The organism is Paraburkholderia sp. RL17-337-BIB-A, from assembly GCF_046025895.1.
GTDB classification, from domain to species: domain Bacteria; phylum Pseudomonadota; class Gammaproteobacteria; order Burkholderiales; family Burkholderiaceae; genus Paraburkholderia; species Paraburkholderia fungorum_C.
On the sequence record NZ_JARESY010000002.1, the window covers coordinates 1217667 to 1236875 of the forward strand.

At 63.5% G+C, this 19209-nt stretch carries 19 protein-coding genes; 10 read left to right on the forward strand and 9 right to left on the reverse strand.

The window, feature by feature from the left end; genetic code table 11:
- The gene (locus P0D84_RS26370) at nucleotides 1-567 is read right to left on the reverse strand and encodes a helix-turn-helix domain-containing protein (RefSeq protein ID WP_408341592.1); all 567 of its coding nucleotides are present in this window, start codon (nucleotides 565-567) and stop codon (nucleotides 1-3) included.
- A gap of 225 nt (nucleotides 568-792) precedes the next feature.
- Between P0D84_RS26370 and P0D84_RS26375 the strand changes: the two genes are divergently transcribed.
- The 6 genes from P0D84_RS26375 (at nucleotide 793) to P0D84_RS26400 (ending at nucleotide 6778) form a co-directional block, all read left to right on the forward strand.
- On the forward strand, nucleotides 793-2163 hold the full coding sequence (locus P0D84_RS26375; protein WP_408341593.1) for an LLM class flavin-dependent oxidoreductase: 1371 nt from the start codon (nucleotides 793-795) through the stop codon (nucleotides 2161-2163).
- Nucleotides 2164-2274: 111 nt separating this feature from the next.
- Complete coding sequence (locus tag P0D84_RS26380; RefSeq protein ID WP_408346016.1) at nucleotides 2275-2778, forward strand: flavin reductase; 504 nt, start codon at nucleotides 2275-2277, stop codon at nucleotides 2776-2778.
- A 13-nt stretch (nucleotides 2779-2791) separates the two neighbouring features.
- Nucleotides 2792-4054 (forward strand): MFS transporter, encoded by a 1263-nt coding sequence (locus P0D84_RS26385; RefSeq protein ID WP_408341594.1) that lies wholly within the window; start codon nucleotides 2792-2794, stop codon nucleotides 4052-4054.
- Between the two features lie 191 nt (nucleotides 4055-4245).
- Nucleotides 4246-5580 carry an amidohydrolase gene (locus P0D84_RS26390; protein WP_408341595.1) on the forward strand — a complete coding sequence of 445 codons (1335 nt, stop codon included), beginning with the start codon at nucleotides 4246-4248 and terminating at the stop codon, nucleotides 5578-5580.
- 83 nt (nucleotides 5581-5663) lie between these two features.
- Complete coding sequence (locus P0D84_RS26395) at nucleotides 5664-6434, forward strand: AraC family transcriptional regulator (RefSeq protein WP_408341596.1); 771 nt, start codon at nucleotides 5664-5666, stop codon at nucleotides 6432-6434.
- Nucleotides 6435-6448: 14 nt separating this feature from the next.
- Nucleotides 6449-6778, forward strand: coding sequence for a hypothetical protein (locus tag P0D84_RS26400; RefSeq protein ID WP_179740848.1), 330 nt, complete (start codon nucleotides 6449-6451; stop codon nucleotides 6776-6778).
- Between the two features lie 44 nt (nucleotides 6779-6822).
- Here the strand turns inward: P0D84_RS26400 and P0D84_RS26405 are convergent, their stop codons facing one another.
- The 3 genes from P0D84_RS26405 to P0D84_RS26415 form a co-directional block, all read right to left on the reverse strand.
- Nucleotides 6823-7083, reverse strand: coding sequence for a hypothetical protein (locus P0D84_RS26405; protein ID WP_408341597.1), 261 nt, complete (start codon nucleotides 7081-7083; stop codon nucleotides 6823-6825).
- A gap of 157 nt (nucleotides 7084-7240) precedes the next feature.
- Nucleotides 7241-7573 carry a hypothetical protein gene (locus P0D84_RS26410; protein WP_408341598.1) on the reverse strand — a complete coding sequence of 111 codons (333 nt, stop codon included), beginning with the start codon at nucleotides 7571-7573 and terminating at the stop codon, nucleotides 7241-7243.
- Nucleotides 7574-8096: 523 nt separating this feature from the next.
- Complete coding sequence (locus tag P0D84_RS26415; protein ID WP_408341599.1) at nucleotides 8097-9980, reverse strand: bifunctional sugar phosphate isomerase/epimerase/4-hydroxyphenylpyruvate dioxygenase family protein; 1884 nt, start codon at nucleotides 9978-9980, stop codon at nucleotides 8097-8099.
- Between the two features lie 326 nt (nucleotides 9981-10306).
- Here P0D84_RS26415 and aroQ point away from each other — a divergent pair, with 326 nt between their 5' ends.
- The 3 genes from aroQ (at nucleotide 10307) to P0D84_RS26430 (ending at nucleotide 13133) form a co-directional block, all read left to right on the forward strand.
- A complete protein-coding gene (gene aroQ, locus P0D84_RS26420) occupies nucleotides 10307-10762 on the forward strand; it encodes a type II 3-dehydroquinate dehydratase (protein ID WP_408341600.1) in 456 nt (151 codons plus the stop codon).
- Nucleotides 10759-11664: a shikimate dehydrogenase gene (locus tag P0D84_RS26425; RefSeq protein ID WP_408341601.1), complete on the forward strand. Its 906-nt coding sequence runs from the start codon at nucleotides 10759-10761 to the stop codon at nucleotides 11662-11664. The genes aroQ and P0D84_RS26425 overlap by 4 nt, the downstream gene beginning before the upstream one ends.
- A gap of 62 nt (nucleotides 11665-11726) precedes the next feature.
- Nucleotides 11727-13133 carry an MFS transporter gene (locus P0D84_RS26430; protein ID WP_408341602.1) on the forward strand — a complete coding sequence of 469 codons (1407 nt, stop codon included), beginning with the start codon at nucleotides 11727-11729 and terminating at the stop codon, nucleotides 13131-13133.
- Between the two features lie 114 nt (nucleotides 13134-13247).
- On the opposite strand, the gene P0D84_RS26435 is transcribed toward P0D84_RS26430, so the two are convergent.
- The 5 genes from P0D84_RS26435 to P0D84_RS26455 all read right to left on the reverse strand — a co-directional run bounded on the left by P0D84_RS26435 (nucleotide 13248) and on the right by P0D84_RS26455 (nucleotide 17944).
- The gene (locus tag P0D84_RS26435; protein WP_408341603.1) at nucleotides 13248-13943 is read right to left on the reverse strand and encodes a TetR/AcrR family transcriptional regulator; all 696 of its coding nucleotides are present in this window, start codon (nucleotides 13941-13943) and stop codon (nucleotides 13248-13250) included.
- A 118-nt stretch (nucleotides 13944-14061) separates the two neighbouring features.
- Nucleotides 14062-15393, reverse strand: coding sequence for an NAD(P)/FAD-dependent oxidoreductase (locus tag P0D84_RS26440; protein WP_408341604.1), 1332 nt, complete (start codon nucleotides 15391-15393; stop codon nucleotides 14062-14064).
- Between the two features lie 186 nt (nucleotides 15394-15579).
- Complete coding sequence (locus P0D84_RS26445; RefSeq protein ID WP_408341605.1) at nucleotides 15580-16368, reverse strand: anti-sigma factor; 789 nt, start codon at nucleotides 16366-16368, stop codon at nucleotides 15580-15582.
- Nucleotides 16368-16937: an RNA polymerase sigma factor gene (locus P0D84_RS26450; RefSeq protein ID WP_408341606.1), complete on the reverse strand. Its 570-nt coding sequence runs from the start codon at nucleotides 16935-16937 to the stop codon at nucleotides 16368-16370. Before P0D84_RS26450 ends, P0D84_RS26445 begins: the two co-directional genes overlap by 1 nt.
- Before the next feature lie 74 nt (nucleotides 16938-17011).
- Nucleotides 17012-17944, reverse strand: a complete 933-nt coding sequence (locus P0D84_RS26455) for a dihydrodipicolinate synthase family protein (protein ID WP_408341607.1) — start codon at nucleotides 17942-17944, stop codon at nucleotides 17012-17014.
- A 154-nt stretch (nucleotides 17945-18098) separates the two neighbouring features.
- Here P0D84_RS26455 and P0D84_RS26460 point away from each other — a divergent pair, with 154 nt between their 5' ends.
- Entirely contained in the window at nucleotides 18099-19082 is a 984-nt protein-coding gene (locus tag P0D84_RS26460; RefSeq protein ID WP_408341608.1) for a LysR family transcriptional regulator, read from the forward strand.
- Nucleotides 19083-19209: the final 127 nt, after the last annotated feature.

Sequence of the window (19209 nt, forward strand, 5' to 3'; positions counted from 1 at the left end):
TCATCGCCGCACGAGGGCGATCACATAAACACAGGGCTCAGTACCCGGATTAAAAAACGTACACGGGGCGGGCAGGCCGAGTTGGAGGCAATCTCCAACCGCCAACGCGTGGATGAGTTCGCCTTCCTGGAAGGTCAGCGTGCCTTGCCGGACCCAGATCTGCTGATGCTGGAACGCAAAGGCCGACGACGGGTAAGACACGCGCACGCCCGGCGGCAGCGTCACCTCCAGCAGTTCCAGCATTCCGCCGTTGCGCGGCGATATCGCCCGCCGCAGGTAACCGGTTTCGGGATCCTGCCAGACCGGTTGATCCGCCTCACGGCTCAGTCGCTCGCCGGCTTGCTCTGCCAGCGACAGCAGCATCGACAGCTGCAACCCGAACGCACCGGAAAGCCGCCCCAGCAATGTTGCTGTCGGGCTGGCTTCGCCGCGCTCGATCTTGCTGATCATGGCCTTCGATACGCCTGAACGCTCCGCCAGGTCGCCGAGCGACCACCCGCGCGATTCGCGCTCGAGGCGTACGCGGTTGGCAATGGCGGTGGTGGGATCGGTCAGCTCGCGGTTCATGCGCAATTCACAGAGTTCGGGTTCGCAAAATTATACAGACCGGTAGTTTTATGCTTTTCAGCATGAATCGGTGCATCCAGATCTCATCGAAACGGTCCACACGCTCCGTGAAGCATGCGTGTTAACACTGACATCTCTTTTCTTTTATCGTAGTCTATCGTCCACTATATTAAACGGCATTCGCGAGATGGACTCGCACCCTTTTGCCGCTGATCAGGAGTCGACATGCCACGTGAAATCCGTCTGAACGCCTTTGACATGAATTGCGTGGGCCACATCCAGCAGGGAATGTGGACTCACCCGCGCGACCAGTCGAGCCGCTATAACGAACTGAAGTACTGGGTCGACTACGCAAAAACGCTCGAAAAAGGCCTGTTCGACGGCATTTTCTTTGCAGATGTGGTGGGCGTGTACGACGTGTACGGCGGCAATGCGGACGCCGCGCTGCGTGGCGGCGTGCAAGTGCCGGTCAACGACCCGACGCTGGTGATTCCGGCCATGGCCGCCGTGACGGAACACCTGGGCTTCGGCGTGACGGCGAACCTCATCTATGAACAGCCGTTCCTGTTTGCCCGCCGCATGTCCACGCTCGATCACCTGACGGGCGGCCGGATCGGCTGGAACATCGTCACCGGCTACCTGGACAGCGCCGCACGCGCCATCGGCATCGAAGGGCAGGTCGCGCATGACGATCGCTATGACCTGGCCGATGAATACATGTCGCTGGTTTACAAGCTTTGGGAAGGTAGTTGGGATGACGAAGCAGTGCGCGCCGACCGCGCCGGTGGCGTGTACGCCGACCCGTCGAAGGTGCGTGTGATTCACCATCAGGGCCCCCAGTACAAGGTGGACGCCATGCATCTGTGCGCGCCGTCGCCGCAACGCACGCCGGTGCTCTATCAGGCGGGTTCTTCCACACGCGGGCGCCGTTTCGCCGCGACGCACGCCGAGTGTGTCTTCGTGAACGGCCAGAAAAAAGAGGCCGTGAAAGAGATCGTCGGCGACATCCGCGCACAAGCCGTGAAATTCGGCCGTCGTGGTGAGGACGTGAAGGTATTCCTCGGCGCCACGCTAATCGTCGGACGCACCGATGCCGAGGCGCAGGCGAAGTTCGAAGAATACCGCCGCTACGTGAGCTCGGAAGGGGCACTCGCGCACGCCGCCGCGTCGCTCGGGATCGACTTCGCGAAATACGACATCGACGAGCCGATCGAGACGGGCAAGAGCCAGGCGATCGTCTCGAACGTCGAGGCGATGACCCGCGCGGCCGGGCCGCAATGGACGCGCCGCAAACTGCTCGAACAGATGGTGCTCGGCAGCCGCCAGACGCCGTGGGTCGGCTCGGCCGAGCGCATCGCCGAGCTGATGATGGCGTGGAGCGAAGAGACCGGTGTGGACGGCTTCAACCTGTCGCGCACGGTTGTGCCTGAGTGCTTCGAGGACGTCATCGATTTGCTGGTCCCGGTTCTGCAGGCACGCGGCGCTTACAAGACCGCGTATGGCGACGGCACTTATCGCGAGAAGCTGTTCGGCCGCGCTCGCCTGCCAGAGACGCACACCGCGGCGCAGTATCGCTTACCTGGCGCGCGGGGTTGATACGCGGCGAGTCAGCAATAATCAGTAATGAGTCAGCAATCAATCAGCAATGAATCAGCAATGCCAGGCGAACGGCAGCAACCGATGAAATCCCAGCGAACGGGCACCACTATGGTAGATAAAGCGATTTTCCGTGACGCGATGGCGGGTCTGGGTGCCGCCGTCAACATCATCACGACCGATGGCGCGAGCGGCCTCGCGGGCTGTACCGCGTCGGCGGTATGTGCCGTCACAGACGAACCGCCCACGCTGCTGGTCTGCATCAATCGCGCGAGCCGGAACAACACAGTGATCCGCGAGAACGGCACCCTATGCGTGAACGTGCTCTCGGCCGATCAGCGCGACATCGCCATGCAGTTTGCGACGAAAGACGTGCCCATCGAAACCCGCTTCGCAAGCGCCGCCTGGGATCGTCTGGAAACGGGCGCCCCCGTCTTGCGTGGCGCTGTCAGCGCGCTCGATTGCGAAATTGCTTCAGTCAAGGAAGTCGGCACGCATACGGTGTTCTTCTGCGAAATCAAGGCGGCGCGCACCACCGAGGATCGCGACGGCCTGATCTATTTCGGTCGCGGATTTCATCGGGTCGGCACGGTTGAGCCGTCGGTCACGGCGTGAGCACGCATCGTTCATGAGACGCTCTTCAGTGATCCGCGCGGCCAGAACGAAACCGTTGCCTGAGCACGAGACGCAACGCGGCAAGACGGTGTCGCTCATCATCGTCCTGCTCGCGCAGGTGGCGGCAATGGGTGTCTGGTTTTCGTCGACGACCGCGATTGCCGTGATCAAGCTCTCGCACACGATCGCGCCGTTCGAGGAAGCGTTGCTGACGAGCGCCGTGCAACTGGGCTTTGTCGCGGGCACCATCGCCTCGGCCTTGCTCTCGTTGCCGGATCGCTACGATCTACGGCGCCTGTTCATGGGCTCGGCGCTCACGGCCGCCGTCGCGACGGGGGTGCTGGCGTTGTTGCCGCCCACGGGCGGTGCCGTTATCGGGTTGCGTTTTCTGACCGGGATGTGCATGGCCGGCGTTTATCCGGTCGGCATGCGGCTCGTCGCGACATGGGCCAAGGCTGACCTCGGTCTGCTGATCGGCTTGCTGGTGGGGGCGCTGACACTCGGTTCGGCAAGTCCGCATCTGATCGCCGGCATGCCCGGGCTCGACTGGCATCTGATTTATCTCGTGGCAGCGGGATTCGCCGCCGTAGCGGCAGCCGCGATCGGCTTCGCGGAGGTCGGCCCCAACATCAAGCGCGCTACCCACATCGACCTGCGCAAGGTCGCCCAGGCATGGCGCGACCCCGCCGTGCGGCTCGTCAACCTCGGGTATCTCGGCCACATGTGGGAACTCTATGCGATGTGGGCGTGGCTCGGCCTGTTCCTGCAGCAAACGCTCGCCTCGCACGGCGTGGTCGATGTGCGTCCCCACGCGGAAGCCCTGACGTTTTGCGTGATTGCGTTCGGCGCGCTCGGTGCATGGGCCGGCGGCTGGCTCGCGGACCGCGTGGGCCGCACCGTCGTCACTATCGGCGCGATGGCGGTGAGCGCGTCATGCGCGGCGCTGATCGGCTGGCTGTCGAATGCGCCCATGCCGGTGCTGATCGCCGTGGCGTTCGTGTGGGGATTCTCGGTCATCGCCGACTCCGCGCAATTCTCCGCCAGCGTGGCGGAGCTTGCCGAGCCGTCTTCGGTGGGCACCTTGCTGACGGCACAGACGTGTGCGGGATTCCTGCTGACGCTCGTGAGTATTCATCTGGTGCCGGACGTTGTCGCGCATCTTGGCTGGAAGGCCGGGCTGGGCATGCTGGCCATCGGCCCGGCGCTCGGCTGTGTCGCCATGTGGCGGCTGCGCGCCCATCCGGACGCGCGCCGGCTGGCGGGCGGCAAGCGCTAGTCGTCTCTGCTTCTCTCGTGGGTGTCGTTGACGAAGAAGTCGGTGGCTTCACTGCTCGCGTTCTTGCCGGATGCGGGCGAACGCTTCGGCGATCTGATCGCGGCGCTCGCGCAAGTCAGCGACGAGTTGCGACGAGTTGCGACGAGTTAGTCAAGGATCTGAACGGTGCACGCGACGCTTTCCTTGCCCGCATGCTCGAACTGGGTGTGCTGGTGGAACGCATCGAAACGTTCGATGTGCCGGGCGCATTCGAGATGCCGCCGTTCGCGCGACGTCTGGCGCTCACGGGCAAGTATGATGCTGTGCTTGGCGCCGTTGGGGCGCGACGAACAGGGTCAACGGAGATAGACGTGAACGATATTGATGAACTTCTCGATGCCTGCAAGACCGAGCTGCACGCGTTGCGGCGGGACTTGCATGCGCATCCGGAATTGCGCTTTGAAGAGCACCGTACGGCTGGTGTGGTGGCGCGTGAGCTCGAACGGCTTGGCTACGCGGTGGATCGCGGCATGGGCGGCACCGGGGTGGTGGCGAGTCTGCCGGGCAAGGACCCGTCTCGTGCGATCGTTCTGCGCGCGGACATGGATGCCTTGCCGATCCAGGAGGCCAACACGTTTTCGCATACGTCTTGCCACCATGGGGTGATGCATGCGTGTGGACATGACGGTCACACGACCATGCTGCTCGGTGCGGCACGCGTGCTGAAGCAACTTCCGCAATTGCCCGGCACGGTGCATTTTGTTTTTCAGCCGGGGGAAGAGGGCGGAGCGGGCGCACGGAAAATGATCGACGACGGCTTGTTCGAGCGTTTTCCGGCAGAAGCCGTGTTCGGAATGCATAACTGGCCCGGGTTGCCCGCGGGGCAGTTCGGTCTGCGGGTGGGGCCGATCATGGCGGCGGGGGTGCGGTTCCGGATTGTCGTGACGGGCAAGGGCGCGCATGCCGCGCAGCCCGATCGCGGACTCGATCCGATTCCGTTGGCGTGCTCGGTCGTGGCGCAGTGTCAGACGATAGCGGCGCGTCACAAGGATCCGGTGGTGCCTGCGGTGATCTCCGTGTGCATGATGCGTGCGGGCGACACGGACAATGTGATTCCGGATTCCGCCGAATTGCGCGGCACGATCCGCACGTTGTCCTCCGCGGTGATGACTGAGTTACAGCGTCAAATGAAGCAGATGTGCGACGGGTTGGCGGCGGCCTATGGCGCGTCGATCGAGGTGGAGTTTTTTCAATACTATCCGGCGACGGTGAATTCACCCGCCGAAACGGCGCTATGCGAAACGGTGATTCGCGAGTTGTTCGGGGATGCCGCCACGCATGCGAACGTCGCGCCGAACATGACGTCGGAGGACTTCGGCTTCATGCTGGAGGCACGGCCGGGAACCTACGTGCTGATTGGCAATGCGCCGCACGCGGGCACGGCGGCCGGCTTGCATCATCCGTCGTATGACTTCAATGACGAGATCACGCCGGCCGGGGTGCGGTATTGGGTCGGGTTGGCTCAGGCGTATTTTTCGCGGCGGTGAAGACCCGGCGCGAACCCGAATCGGATACTGTCGGCACCGGCGTGGCCCTATAATCGAGCGCACCGACCACGGGAATCCGCACGATGAACACGCTGGCTCATCCGCTCGAACCGGACGACGCAACGCTGTCCTGCATGCTGTCGCATTTCACGCTGCTCGAGCCGGTGTTCGACGCGATGCCGGACGTCGTGTTCTTCGTCAAGGACACGCACGCGCGCTACGCGTTGGTCAATCGCACGCTGGCCTCGCGCTGCGGCTTCAAGGAAAAGGCCGCGCTACTCGGCAAGACCGCCGAGGACGTGTTCCCGCGCCGCTTCGGCCGGATCTACACGGCGCAGGACAAAGCGATCATCAACGTCGGCAGCCAGATGATCGACCAACTGGAGCTGCACCTGTACCCCGGCCGCCAGCCGGGCTGGTGCCTGACCTGCAAGCAGCCGTTGCGCGATCCGGCGGGCAAGGTGGTCGGGCTCGCCGGCATCTCACGCGACCTGAGAGCGGACGAAAGCAGCCATCCTGCGTACAGCCGGCTCGCCGCGGTGGTGCAGTCCATCCAGGAAAACTACGTGCAGCCGTTGAATCTGAAGCAGCTTGCTGCCATGGCGGACATGTCGGTGGCGCAACTGGAACGCTACTTTCACAAAGTGTTTCATTTAACGCCGCGCCAACTGTTGCTGAAAACACGGCTGGATGCGGCCACCGCGCTGCTGGTCTCGCACGACAAAGTCACCGACGTCGCCGCGCTCTGCGGCTACACCGACCACAGTGCCTTTACGCGTCAATTCAAGGCGACCGTCGGCGTCACGCCGACCGAGTACCGCATGCTGCTGCACGGCACCGCCTCGCGCAGCTAGGCGGTCTGCCGCACATGGTTCGCCGCAGGCATCATTACTACGTCTATGTCGTCGCGCTCGACGACAAGGTCTGGAACGAGGCGCGCTTTCGCCGCGCGAATCCGGATTACCGGTTCGACAAGCCTTGCGTGTACGTGGGGATGACGGGACTGGACCCGGATCTGAGATTCGACCGGCACAAAGCCGGCATTCAGGCAAATCGCTATGTGCGCGATTACGGCCTGCGTCTCGTGCCCGAGTTGTATGAAGTGTTCAATCCAATGCCTTACCGCGGCGCACAGGATATGGAAGTGGAACTGGCGATAGGACTACGCGAGGCGGGGTACGGCGTATGGCAAGCGTAAGCGGCGTGCCGGGTGATGCGTTGAGTGATGCGGTAAGTGATGCGTTATTTCACACCAAGCCCGCGCAGCACGGCGTTGCCTTCAGGCGTCAGACGAATATGCGAGTCGCCTGCGTCGCCTGAAACCGTTTCGATCAAGCCGGCTTCATGAAGCTGCGGAATCTCAGGTTTTGCGGAGGCATCGATGGGTGCGTGCAGCAATACCAGCAGCGTGGCCAGCTCGTGGTGGCTCAAGAGACGCCGCAGAATCGTCGGCCGCTTCGCCGGTACCGGCGTGTCGCTCGTGTTTTGATCGGGCTGGTTCATGGGTCGCACCTTGTGCCGGGGTTGTGTCGGACGGATGATGCAGATGAAGACTTAAACGATTCTTAAGACTCATTGTCCTGTAACACCGTGACACGAAGATGGCAGGGAAACCCGTTATCTACCGTTACATCTCGCCCGATCATTCGTTTGATTTACCTTACGGCGCGCAGGTCTTGCTCGCCGCTTCGATCCACAGATTGCCCACGTGACGCGTGCCCGCGTAGAAGCGGTAGGTGGTCGCGCCGTTGTCGCTGCGCACCTTGACGATATTCGAATCGCCGAAGTCGAGCATCTGGCCTTGCGGGATCGCGGTGGATTTGAACGCGGCGTTGTGGCTGGTCGCCACTTGTGTCAGGCAGGCGATCACGTCGTTGACCGAGCGCTGCGTCGTGGTGTCCGTGACGGGCTCGCCGGCATCCGGATTCTTCTGGAAATACGCGCAAGCGCTGAGAAGGAGGGGAACTGACAGGACTACGGCAAACTTCTTCATATCTCTCCTGGCGTTTCATTCGGCCGGCGGAACGTGTGCCGCCCGCATGGGCAGCGTGCGCGCCGCACGGGCCGTGGATCAGCCGCCATTATATCGATGCGGCGCGGCATGCCTGAGCCGGTGCAGCATGGGTTGTGCCCGATGCGCGGGGAATTGCCGACCGCGGAGCACTGATCGCGGAGGATGTCGCAGCTCGCAGCTCGCAGCTCGCAGCTCGTAGCTCGTAGCTCGTAGCTCGCAGCTCGCAGCTCGCAGCTCGCAGCTCGCAGCTTGCAGCTCGTAGCTCGCAGCTCGCAGCTCGCAGCTCGCAGTCCGCAGCTCGTAGCTCGTAGCTCGCAGCCGTAGCCCACAGCCGTAGCCGACAGCCGTAGCCCACAGCCGTAGCCCACAGTCGCAGCCGTAGCCGTAGCCCCCAGCCGTAGTCGTAGCCGTAGCCGTAGCCCGCAGCCCGCAGCCGCAGCCGCAGCCCGCGCCGCCGCAGCAGCTGCTTGCAGCCACAGCCCCCAGCGTAGTGGGCCAACCCCTACTTGCGGCGCTGGGCCTGCGCCGCAAGCCGCACAGCCGCATTGGCCGCGCCATACCCTTCGTAACCGCCGCGCCGCTCGACAATTTCCAGGAAAAAGCGCTGATCCAGTTGTTCGGTGTAAGCGTGGAAGAACTCGCCGCCGCGTTCGTCGCGGTCGTACAGGATGTTGTGCGCGCGCAGCGCCTCCAGCGTCTCGTCGGGCAGCGCGTAGCGCGCGGCCAGGTCCTCGTAATAATTACGCGGGATGCGCAACACCGGCAGACCGTCGGCAACGAATTCGGGAATCGCGCTGAAAATATCGCCGGTGCTGAACGCGACGTGATTCAAGCCCGAGCCGTGGTAGGTGTGCAATGCCTCGGCCACCGCCGTGTGATGATCCACCGACGCATTCAATACGATGCGCACCGATCCGTCCCGGCTGCGCAGCGCGCGGCTGCGCACCAGCCCGTACGGGTCGGGCACCAGCACGCCTGGCTCGGCCTGAAAGCCGAACGCGGTGCGCAGAAACAGAACCCACGTATCCAGCGAAGGGGCCGGCACCGACAGGCAGACGTGGTCGATGCGCGAAAGCGGCCCTACTTCGGTCGGACCATTGACGTCGGTCAGGACGAAATCGGCTTCGAACAACGTGGGCTGGTCCGGCGTTTCGTCGACGAAATAGTTCAGGCTGCCGTCGGGCGCCTGCACGGCGGGCAGCACGCGTTCGTTCGGGCCGATCTGACCGGAAAACGGCGCGTAGCCGAACCCGGCGGCGCGCTCGAACGCCTGCTTGGCGTCGTCCACGCGAAACGCCGACGCGCACAGCGACAAACCATGCTGCTGGAAGAAGGCATTGGCGAAGGAATCCGGCTCGGCGTTCAGCACGATCGACGCCGCACCGTGCTGAAACAGCGTCACATCTTTCGAACGATGCTGGCCGGCCTGGCGAAAGCGCAGCTTGCCGAGCCAGTCGACCAATTGCGCGCGGGTGCTGTGGTCGACCGCGAACTCGAGAAACTGGTAGCCGACGTGCGCGGGCGCGGCGGGCGATTGATAGAGATCGCCGACCGGCTGCCGCGTGGCGTCAAGCAGCGCGCGAGTCTGTTCCTCGAGGAACAGCAATGAGCGATGGCCGTCCGCCGCGGTGATGGTGGTCGGTGCGGCGCGGAAACCGTCGTTGAAAATTTCGAGCGAAAGCGGCCCGCTGTAGCCGGTTTTCACGACCTGCGCGGTGAAACCGGCCAGATCGAAATCGCCCTGGCCCGGGAAACAGCGGTAATGACGGCTCCATTCGAGCACGTCCATGGCGAGCTTCGGCGCGTCGGCGATTTGCACGAAGGCGATGCGCTCGCCCGGAATCCCGGCGATGCCGTCCACCGTATCGTTGAGCGACAGCGTATGAAAACTGTCGAGCACGAGCCCGAGATTCGGATGATTGACCGCGTTGACGAGCTTCCACGCATGGCGGTAGGTCTTCACGTGCTTGCCCCACGCAAGCGCTTCATAACCGGCGATCACGCCGGCCGCTTCGGCCGCGCGGGCCAGTGCGCCCAACTGGTCGGTCATCAGCGAATCGTCGCCGATGGTGTCGGGCGAGACGTTGCTGCACACCAGAATCCGGTCCGTGCCCAGTTCGTGCATCACGTCGAACTTGCGCCTCGCCCGGTCCAGATTGCGCTCGAGACGCTCCGGACTCACTCCGTCGAAATCGCGGAACGGCTGGAACAGCATGATCTTCAGCCCAAGATCCTCGGCGATGCGCCGCACATCGGCGGGCGAACCATCGAAATACAGCAGGTCGTTCTCGAAGATTTCGACGCCTTCGAAGCCCGCCGCCTGAATGGCGGTCAGCTTCTCGACGAGGGTCCCGCTGATCGACACGGTGGCAATCGAACGTTGCATGAACGGCTCCTGCAAAACGGTGAAACGGCTGTTGGGACGGCGGGGCAGCGGGCGCGATGCCGCGTCCGCATGCTTTCTGCCCGCCATGCTGCAATGCGGGAAATGGTCTAGCTGGTTACCTGAAACTATCTGGACGCCGGCGACCAGCGCCCACATGCACCCACAGTAACCGAAATTTCCGACAGTTTATACAAACTAACTAGATGGTACAAATTCGTAAAAACCCCGAATGACGATTGCGGCCAATGCGTGCACACTGCATTCACATTGCAGAGCCCCGGCGCGTGGCTCGCTTTATGCCTTACCTTTTTGCAGGAGTGGTCGTCATGAGTTTTGCATCAGTGCTGGTCCTTAATGGACCGAATCTCAACCTGCTCGGCACGCGTGAGCCGGCTTTTTATGGCTCGGAAACACTCGACGACGTCGCGAAGCTTTGCCGCGACGCGGGCGAGCGGCTGGATCTGTCGGTCGACTTCTGCCAATCGAACGCTGAGCATCAACTCATCGACTGGCTGCATGCGGCGCGCACCAAGGTCGACGGCATCGTGATCAATCCGGCGGCTTACACGCATACCTCGGTGGCGATTGCCGACGCGCTTACCGCGATCGAAAAGCCCGTCATCGAAGTGCATATTTCAAACGTGCATCGCCGCGAAGCGTTCCGGCATCACTCGTACGTGTCGGCGGTGGCCGAGGCGATCATCATCGGTTGCGGTACGCAAGGCTATGTGCTCGCTCTGGAGCGGATGGCGACCATCCTTAAGAATAGGGTAGCTAAATGAACGCACAAGCGCACACCCAGGCGAGCACACGCTCCTGGCTCGTCGGTCTGATCGGCTCGGGCATCGGCGGATCGCTCAGCCCCGCAATGCATGAGGAAGAGGGCAGCAAGCTCGGCCTGCACTACGTGTATCGGCGGATCGATCTGGAAGCGTTGAAGCTCGACATCACGGCGCTCGCCGATTTGCTGGTTGCCGCCGAACGCATGGGCTACAACGGACTGAACATCACGTATCCGTGCAAGCAGGCCGTCATTGCGCTGCTCGACGAATTGTCCGATGACGCACGTGCACTCGGCGCGGTCAACACGGTGCTGTTCAAGGACGGCAAACGTATCGGCCACAACACCGATTGGTCCGGTTTCGCGCGTGCGTTTCAACGCGGCCTTCCGGACGTATCACTGGAGCGCGTCGTGCAACTGGGCGCGGGCGGCGCGGGCGCGGCGGTCGCGCATGCCGCGCTGACGATGGGCGCGCAAACGCTCACGCTCTTCGACGTGGATGCCGCGCGCGCCGCCTCGCTCGCCGCGGAATTGCAGAAGCGTTTCCCTGCCGCCACCGTCAGCGCCGGCAATTCGCTGAATGAGTCGCTCGCCGACGCCAACGGCCTGATTCACGCGACGCCTACCGGCATGGCGAAACTGCCGGGCTTGCCGTTGCCGGTCGAATTGCTGCATCGCGATCTGTGGGTAGCGGACATCGTTTATTTTCCGATCCGCACCGCGCTGCTTCAAGCCGCCGAAGCGCTCGGCTGCCGCACGCTGAGCGGCGGCGGCATGGCGGTGTATCAGGCCGTCGACGCGATGCGCATTTTCACAGGGCTCGAACCCGACGCCGAGCGGGTTTACACACATTTCCAGTCCTTGTTGCAACGCCCCGAAGAAAGTCCCGCTGCGGGACGCTAAGCCGGTTGCACACGCACCCCTACCTATCCGGTACGAAACCCGACCGAGGAGACAGAACCTCAATGCAGCAACCGATCCAATCCACGCTCGCCGACCCGGCAGGCCAAACGAATGCCACGGCGAGCACCGCGCGCCGCTCGAAGGCCCGCTACCAGATTCTCTCGCTGCTGGCGGTCGGCACCATGATCAACTATCTGGACCGCACGGTGCTCGGTATCGCGGCGCCGCAGTTGACCAGGGAACTCGGCATCAATGCCGCGCTAATGGGACTGCTGTTCTCCGTGTTCTCGTGGAGCTATGTGGCGGCGCAGATTCCGGGCGGCCTGTTTCTCGACCGCTTCGGCAGCAAACTCACGTATTTCCTGTCGATGACGTTCTGGTCGCTGTGCACGCTGGCGCAAGGGCTCGTGCATGGCATCGGCGCATTGTTCGTGTTCCGGCTCGGCCTCGGCGTGTCGGAAGCGCCGTGCTTTCCGACCAATAGCCGTGTGGTGGCCACCTGGTTTCCGCAGAGCGAACGCGCGATGGCGACCGGCACGTACACGGTGGGCGAATATATCGGCCTCGCGTTTTTCAGCCCGTTCATGTTCATGCTGATGGGCGCGTTCGGCTGGCGCTCGCTGTTCTACGTGGTGGGCGGCGTGGGCCTCGTGTTCGGTGTGATCTGGTGGATGTTCTATCGCGAGCCGCAGGATCATCCGAGCGTCAATCAGGCGGAGCTCGACTATATCGAGGCAGGCGGTGGCCTGACGCATCGGAAGAAGGACGCTGATTCCGCCGCCGTACCGGCTGCAAAGGTGGCAACGGCGGCGCCGGCCGCACCGGCTGCAAAGGCCAGCAGCGGCTTCGAATGGCGCACGATTGGACGCCTCCTCAAGCATCGTCAGTTGACCGGGATCTGCCTCGGCCAGTTCGCCGGCAATTCGACGCTGGTGTTCTTCCTCACCTGGTTCCCCACCTATCTCGCCACCGAACGTCATATGGCATGGCTGAAGATCGGCTTCTTCGCGATCATGCCGTTCATTGCCGCGTCGATCGGTGTAATGTTCGGCGGCATCTTCTCCGATTGGCTGCTGCGTCGAGGCAAGTCGCCGAACGTGGCGCGCAAGCTGCCGATCATCGCCGGCCTCCTGCTCGCGTCGACGATCATTCTCGCCAACTATGTCGAGAGCAACGTGGTGGTGATCGCGATTCTGTCGGTGGCGTTTTTCGCCCAGGGGATGGCGGCGCTGGGCTGGACGCTGGTGTCGGACATCGCGCCCGACGGCCTGCTCGGCGTGACCGGCGGCATCTTCAACTTTGCCGCCAATCTGGCCGGCATCGTCACGCCGCTGGTGGTGGGTTTCATCGTGGCGGCAACCGGCTCGTTTGTCGGTGCGCTGGTGTTCATCGGCGCGGTCGCGTTGATCGGTGCGCTGTCGTACATTTTTATCGTCGGCGATATCAAGCGGATCGTGCTGGCGGATTGAGCGGTTCAGCGCGCGAATGACTTGAGCAAATGAAAAGCGGGAAGTGGCCAGGCCACGTCCCGCTTTTCTGCTTCAGGCCTCGCTGACTCGAGCTTGCCTTGATCCGGCCTCGCTTCAGTCTTCCTTGCGCACGAAACGCAGCACGGCGTCGACGATCATCGCGCGATGCCGCGCGCGCAGACGCGGGTGCGACGGATCGCGGCCGAAGGCGGTACCGAAGGTATGACGATTGCCGACGCGGTGAAAGCACAGTGAACTGATCATCAGGTGCAGGTCGATCGCATCGACGTCGCTGCGAAATTGCCCCGAGGCAATACCGCGCGAGAGCAGATCTTCGATCGTATGAATGACGGTGACGTTGCGGCCTTTGAAGCTTTTCACCTGCTCGACGTACTTGGCGCCGTGAATATTCTCGATCGTCACGAGCCGCACGAAGTCGCGCTGGCGGTCGTGATAGTCGAACGTGAATTCGACCAGCGCGCGCATACCCTCGATCGGATCGAGTTCGCTGATGTGCAGATCCTGTTCGAGCGCGCGAATGTCGCCGTACACTTTTTCCAGCACGGCCTGGTACAACCCTTCTTTACTGCCGAAGTAGTAGTACAGCATGCGCTTGGTGGTGTTCGTGCGCTCCGCGATCGCGTCGACGCGCGCACCGGTCAATCCCATCGCGGAGAACTCCTGGGTCGCGACGTCGAGGATGTTGCGCTTGGTCTGTTCGGGATCGTACTTGCGCCGGACGTCGGTACGCGGAGCCTCGGACGCGATGCCGTTGGTATCAGGCTCGGCGGCCTTGCTTCCCTTTTTCATTGTGTATTCGAGCGGCAGTGACGGCGCATTCTAGCACGGCGAAACCGGCCTCTGGCGCGGGTTTCGGGCAGCAGCGGCCGGGTATTGCGTCGCGTATCGCATAGCGCCACGGCGTGAGTCACGGCGCTCGCCGGGTCGAGGGGCGCCGGGCGGCGAGTGCGTCGCGCGTCTGCATGGCGGTGTAGGTGAGTTGCGCGGCAGCGAGACCGAGTGCGCCATAGGCGGGCGTCAGACCGAAGGCCGCGAATGCATCGGGCACCGGCCGTTCGCCGGAGATGGCCGCCGCCAGCAATTCGCCCGAGACGGTAGTGGGCGCCATGCCGTGTCCGCCGAAGCCGACCGCGTACCAGACGCCGTCCGCGCTGCGGCCGATTTGCGGCATCTTGTGCCGCGCGTAGCTCATCAGGCCGCCCCAGGCGTGTTCGATCCGCACGTCGTGCAACTGCGGATAGACCTTCAGCAGATCGCGCCGCAACAGCCGCGCGATCACCTCGGGGGCGCGATCGCGCACCGAGATGCGGCCGCCCCACAGGATGCGGGTGTCGGGCAGCGGGCGATAGTAGTCGAAGGCGAAGCGGGTGTCGTAGACGGCGGCGCGGGTGTCCATCGCCTCTTTCAGGCGTACGCCGAGCGGTTCGGTGGCCATCGCGTAGGTGGCGATCGGCAGCACCGCGCGCTCGACCCGTGCGTAGACGTTGCGCGCGTAGCCGCCGCCGGCCATCACCACGTGGCGCGCTTCGAGCGCGCCGTGCGGCGTATGGACCACGAAACCGGCACCCTCGCGCCGGGCGTCGTCGCGTCGGGCGCCGTCGCGCTCCAGGCGCACAACCGGTGACTTCTCGTGAATCTGCACCCCCGCATGGGCCGCAGCGCCGGCGACACCGAGTACATATTTCAGCGGATGAAAGTGGAACGCGTTGCGCTCGAACAGACCGCCGTGATAACGGCTCGTCTTCAGTTGTGAAGCGAGCGCCGTGGCCGACAGCGGTTCCCAATCGACGCCGAACGAATCGCGCATCAAGCGCCGCTGCGTGTCGAGCCTCGCCGGTTCGTCGAACCAGTTGGCGAGGATCACGCCGGCATCGGTCACGTCGCAATCGATACGGTAGCGCTGGATACGCTTGCGCATCAGATCGACGGCGTCGGTTGTCAGCGTATAGAGTTCGCGCGGGCGGACCGGGCCGAGGGTTTTTAGCAGATCCGCGCAATCGAGGCTGTAGCCGCCGAACACGAAGCCGCCGTTGCGGCCGGAGGCACCGAAGCCTACCTGCTCGGCTTCCAGCACGACGACGTCGGCGACGCCGCGCTCGGCGAGTCCCAACGCCCTGGACAACCCCGCGAGGCCGCCGCCAATGATGCAGACGTTGGCGCTGCGCCGGCCGGTTAGCGGCGCGTAAGTGGACGAGTGGCCGGCGCAGCGGGCGACAGTGGCTTCGTAAAAGCTTTGCATGGGGTCAAGAGTAGCGGCAATCTCACGCTCGCGTCCAGCCGTCTAACTATCTCCGCATGTCGAACCCTGAAACAGAAGGCCGGCACCCGCATGCAGCGAACGCCGGCCTTGCCAGCCGGGTCTCAAACAGAAGGCCGGCACCCGCACGCAGCGAACACTGGCCTTGCCAGCCAAGTCTCAAACAGTTCAGGACACCGGCAGCAGCTTGCCGCTGAATACCACCGGACCCGTAGGCGCGTTGTGATTGGGCGAGCCGCCCGGCGCTTCGATCGAGACCGCCAGCGCCGCGTAGCTTTCCGGCTTTTGCTGACCGGCCGTCACCTTGCCGCTGGCGCTGTCCGGCAGCAAGCCGAGCGACACCGGATGGCCATTGGCCGGAATGCCCCACAGCTCCATCGCCCGGCCGGCCGGCAAATCGACCTTGCCGAGCGGATGCAGCGTCATGGTGGAATGGGCTTCGTCCCACGCGACCAGCATGACCGGATGCGTGTCCTTGTCATTCAACACCGCGACGTGCGAAACGGCCGTTTCCGCTTGTTGCGCGACAGTCGGCGCGGTGGAAGGTGAAGGCGTCACGCCGGACGGCAACAGCGAGCGTATGGCGACCACGACCGCGACCGCGGCCAGCCCGGTGACGCCGAGTGCCCAGCCACGCCAGAACGCGAGATTTTCGAAGATGCTGCCGGACGGACGCGCGGGTTTTTCGACCACGGTGCGTGGCCGTGCCGCCTCACGCGCGGCGCTTAAGCCGAGACGCCCTTCGATGGCATCCCACACGGCGGCCGGCGGCATGCGCGGCTCCGCGAGTTCGGCCAACGGCGAGATGCGCCGCTGCCATTCCTCGACGGCCTGACGGACGACGGTGTCGCCGTCCACATAGCGTTGGAAGCGGCGCCGGGCCCCACCGCGCAAGGTGCCGAGCACATACTCGGCGGCCAGCATATCGACCAGCTGAGGATAGCGATGGAGATTCATCACTCACCTCCCAGACAGGTTTTCAGCTTGGCAAGGCCGCGCCGGATCCAGGATTTGACGGTGCCGAGCGGCACCGTCAACACTTCGGCGATCTCGCTATGGCTTTGATCGCGCAGGTAGGCAAGGGCAACCGCCTGGCGCTGCGCCGGCTCCAGTTGCTGCATGCAGCCGGCCAGCAAACGTGCCCGCAGGCTGACTGCGGTCAACGCTTCGGGATCCGGATCGCCGGTCGCCACGAGATCGTCCAACGCATCGCTCCATTCTGTCTCCTGCGTGTTGACCCGCCGCAGGTGATCGAGAGCACGGTTTCGGACGATCGCCGACATCCACGTCATCGGCGCGGACAGTGCGCGGCGGTAGTCGCCGGCAAAGCGCCAGATATTGACGAAGCTGTCCTGCAGGACTTCTTCGGCCCACTCATGCCTGCTCAATATACGGAGCGCAAGGCCAAACAGTTTCGGGGCGGCGAGATCATATAGCTCGCGCAGTGCCTCGGCGTCTTCCCTGGCAATGCGTTCGAGCAGCTCGGCGAGGGTTTCCGGCGTCAGTTCTCGAGGATTGGCGGTCATGGAAAGTGGAGTGGTGGGCTTGCCGGCCTATGTTACTCAATTTCCTCCTGGTCTAATTCAATTTCCTGCTGGTCTTATCTATCCCACCGCAACACCAGCGGATCGAGCCGGCGCGCGACCTTCAGCAAGCCCGCACGGGTCGCCGGATGCATGGGCGGCAATGGATGGCGCACCGCGTCCGATCGAATCACTCCGCCTTCTTTCATCAAGGCCTTGCACGATGCGAGACCGCCCTGGCGATTTTCGTAGTTGATGAGCGGCAGCCACTGCTGATAGTGGGCGGCCGCCGCTTCAGTGTCGCCCGCCGCATAGGCGTCGACGATCAGGCGGATGCCGTCCGCGTAGCCGCCGCCGGTCATCGAACCCGTTGCGCCCGCATCGAGGTCGGCCATCAGCGTGATCGCCTCTTCGCCATCCCAGGGACCCACCACGGCGTCGCCGCCCAGTTCGATCAGCTCGCGCAGCTTGTTCGCTGCCTGCGGCACTTCGATCTTGAAGTACGACACATTCTGCAGTTCACGTGCCATGCGCGCGAGAAACGGCGCGGACAACGCCGTGCCGCTGACCGGCGCGTCCTGGATCATGATCGGAATCCCGATTGCATCGGACACCGTGCGGTAGAACTCATAGATGCCGCGCTCGCCGATGCGGATCGTCGCGCCGTGATACGGCGGCATGATCATCACCATCGTGGCGCCCGCGGCTTGCGCGCTGCGGCTGCGTTCGGCGCACTGATGCGAGCTGAAATGCGTGGTTGTGACGATCACCGGCACGCGGCCGGCGACGTGTTCGAGCACCACGTGCATCAGCGTGTTGCGTTCGTCGTCGGACAGCGCGAACTGCTCGGAGAAGTTGGCCAGAATGCACAGGCCGTTGGCACCCGCATCGATCATGAAATCGATGCAGCGTTTCTGCCCTTCCAGGTCGAGACGGCCGGCCTCGTCGAAGATGGTCGGCACGACGGGGAACACGCCGCGCAATGGAACAGGGAGGTGGGTTTGGGTCATGGCGATGTGCGTTGCAGGTTGTACCGAGGTGGTCAGGCGTGGGTCTTTGAATGTCTCCGTTGCCGACTATACGGCTGTGGGCCTGGCGGGTATATTGAATTGTTTCCATCTTGTGATCGCTTTTGCGACTCACCCCGCAGCTGCTCGCCAATCCATGAAAGACACCCTGAACGTTCTGTTGTCCAGACTGCGCATGAAGCAGCTGCAACTGCTGATCGCGCTCGACGACCACACCTCGCTGCACAAGGCCGCGAGCGCGATGTCGATGACACAATCGGCCGCCAGCAAGGCGTTGCAGGAACTGGAGTCGATGCTCGAGGCGCCGCTCTTCGAGCGCTCGAAGAGCGGCATGATTCCGAACCAGCTCGGCCATTGCGTGATCCGCTACGCGCGGCTCATGGCGACGGACCTCACCGCGTTGTGCCAGGACGTCGCCGAGATACGTTCCGGGCGCGGCGGGCGTCTCGCGATCGGGGCGATCATGGGCGCGATTCCCGAAAGCGTGGTGCCGGCGCTGAATGAACTGCATGCCGGGCAGCCCAGCCTGTCGATCCAAGTGATGGAAGACACGAGCGCGCGCATGCTGCTGCAACTCGACGAAGGCCGGCTCGATCTGGTGATCGGGCGTGCAACGGTGGCCGCCGATCCGTCGAAGTACCACTATCGTCCGCTGGGTGACGAGCCGTTATCCGTGGTGGTGGGTTATGGCCATCCGCCTTTGCCCAGGCGGGAAGTGAAATTGCGCGACCTGGCCGGCCACCGCTGGGTGATGTATCCGTCGCATATGCCGTTGCACGCGTTGCTCGAACGGGAAATGGACCTGGCGGGTCTCGAGATGCCGGATAACCCGATCTCGACGGCCTCCACCTTCGTGACGGTGGCGCTCCTGCAAAGCAGTTCCGATCTGGTTTCGCTTTTGCCAACAGCGATCGCGGAGTTGTTCGTGCGGCAGAAAATGTTGCGCTTCGTGCCCGTCAAACTGAAGTCGCCTTCGCAAACTTTCGGCATTGTGACGCGCAAAGGCGGCGTGCTGTCGCCGCCGGCCGAGCAATTCATCGAGTTGCTGCGCGGCCGGAAGGTGGGACAGGTGGCGGCGCCGGTGGGAAATCGCGTGACGCAGAAGCAAAAAGCCGCCTGAAACGGCGGCTTTTTCGACTCGCGGAAGTCGTCCAATATCTCACGCCAATCGGCGCTCCGCCATGTCTTACGGTGAGGTGTTGTTGCGGCGACACTGTCGGGTAAATCCGAACCGACGGCGCGCTTGG

What these genes read in the sequence shown, in the direction of transcription:
- P0D84_RS26460 (WP_408341608.1), top strand. Translation starts at nt 18,099, where the DNA reads ATGAAAGACACCCTGAACGTTCTGTTGTCCAGACTGCGCATGAAGCAG.
- P0D84_RS26385 (WP_408341594.1), top strand. Translation starts at nt 2,792, where the DNA reads ATGAGACGCTCTTCAGTGATCCGCGCGGCCAGAACGAAACCGTTGCCT.
- P0D84_RS26415 (WP_408341599.1), bottom strand. Translation starts at nt 9,980, where the DNA reads ATGCAACGTTCGATTGCCACCGTGTCGATCAGCGGGACCCTCGTCGAG.
- P0D84_RS26445 (WP_408341605.1), bottom strand. Translation starts at nt 16,368, where the DNA reads ATGAATCTCCATCGCTATCCTCAGCTGGTCGATATGCTGGCCGCCGAG.
- aroQ (WP_408341600.1), top strand. Translation starts at nt 10,307, where the DNA reads ATGAGTTTTGCATCAGTGCTGGTCCTTAATGGACCGAATCTCAACCTG.
- P0D84_RS26425 (WP_408341601.1), top strand. Translation starts at nt 10,759, where the DNA reads ATGAACGCACAAGCGCACACCCAGGCGAGCACACGCTCCTGGCTCGTC.
- P0D84_RS26400 (WP_179740848.1), top strand. Translation starts at nt 6,449, where the DNA reads ATGGTTCGCCGCAGGCATCATTACTACGTCTATGTCGTCGCGCTCGAC.
- P0D84_RS26435 (WP_408341603.1), bottom strand. Translation starts at nt 13,943, where the DNA reads ATGAAAAAGGGAAGCAAGGCCGCCGAGCCTGATACCAACGGCATCGCG.
- P0D84_RS26440 (WP_408341604.1), bottom strand. Translation starts at nt 15,393, where the DNA reads ATGCAAAGCTTTTACGAAGCCACTGTCGCCCGCTGCGCCGGCCACTCG.
- P0D84_RS26410 (WP_408341598.1), bottom strand. Translation starts at nt 7,573, where the DNA reads ATGAAGAAGTTTGCCGTAGTCCTGTCAGTTCCCCTCCTTCTCAGCGCT.
- P0D84_RS26375 (WP_408341593.1), top strand. Translation starts at nt 793, where the DNA reads ATGCCACGTGAAATCCGTCTGAACGCCTTTGACATGAATTGCGTGGGC.
- P0D84_RS26395 (WP_408341596.1), top strand. Translation starts at nt 5,664, where the DNA reads ATGAACACGCTGGCTCATCCGCTCGAACCGGACGACGCAACGCTGTCC.
- P0D84_RS26405 (WP_408341597.1), bottom strand. Translation starts at nt 7,083, where the DNA reads ATGAACCAGCCCGATCAAAACACGAGCGACACGCCGGTACCGGCGAAG.
- P0D84_RS26455 (WP_408341607.1), bottom strand. Translation starts at nt 17,944, where the DNA reads ATGACCCAAACCCACCTCCCTGTTCCATTGCGCGGCGTGTTCCCCGTC.
- P0D84_RS26430 (WP_408341602.1), top strand. Translation starts at nt 11,727, where the DNA reads ATGCAGCAACCGATCCAATCCACGCTCGCCGACCCGGCAGGCCAAACG.
- P0D84_RS26390 (WP_408341595.1), top strand. Translation starts at nt 4,246, where the DNA reads ATGCTCGAACTGGGTGTGCTGGTGGAACGCATCGAAACGTTCGATGTG.
- P0D84_RS26450 (WP_408341606.1), bottom strand. Translation starts at nt 16,937, where the DNA reads ATGACCGCCAATCCTCGAGAACTGACGCCGGAAACCCTCGCCGAGCTG.
- P0D84_RS26380 (WP_408346016.1), top strand. Translation starts at nt 2,275, where the DNA reads ATGGTAGATAAAGCGATTTTCCGTGACGCGATGGCGGGTCTGGGTGCC.
- P0D84_RS26370 (WP_408341592.1), bottom strand. Translation starts at nt 567, where the DNA reads ATGAACCGCGAGCTGACCGATCCCACCACCGCCATTGCCAACCGCGTA.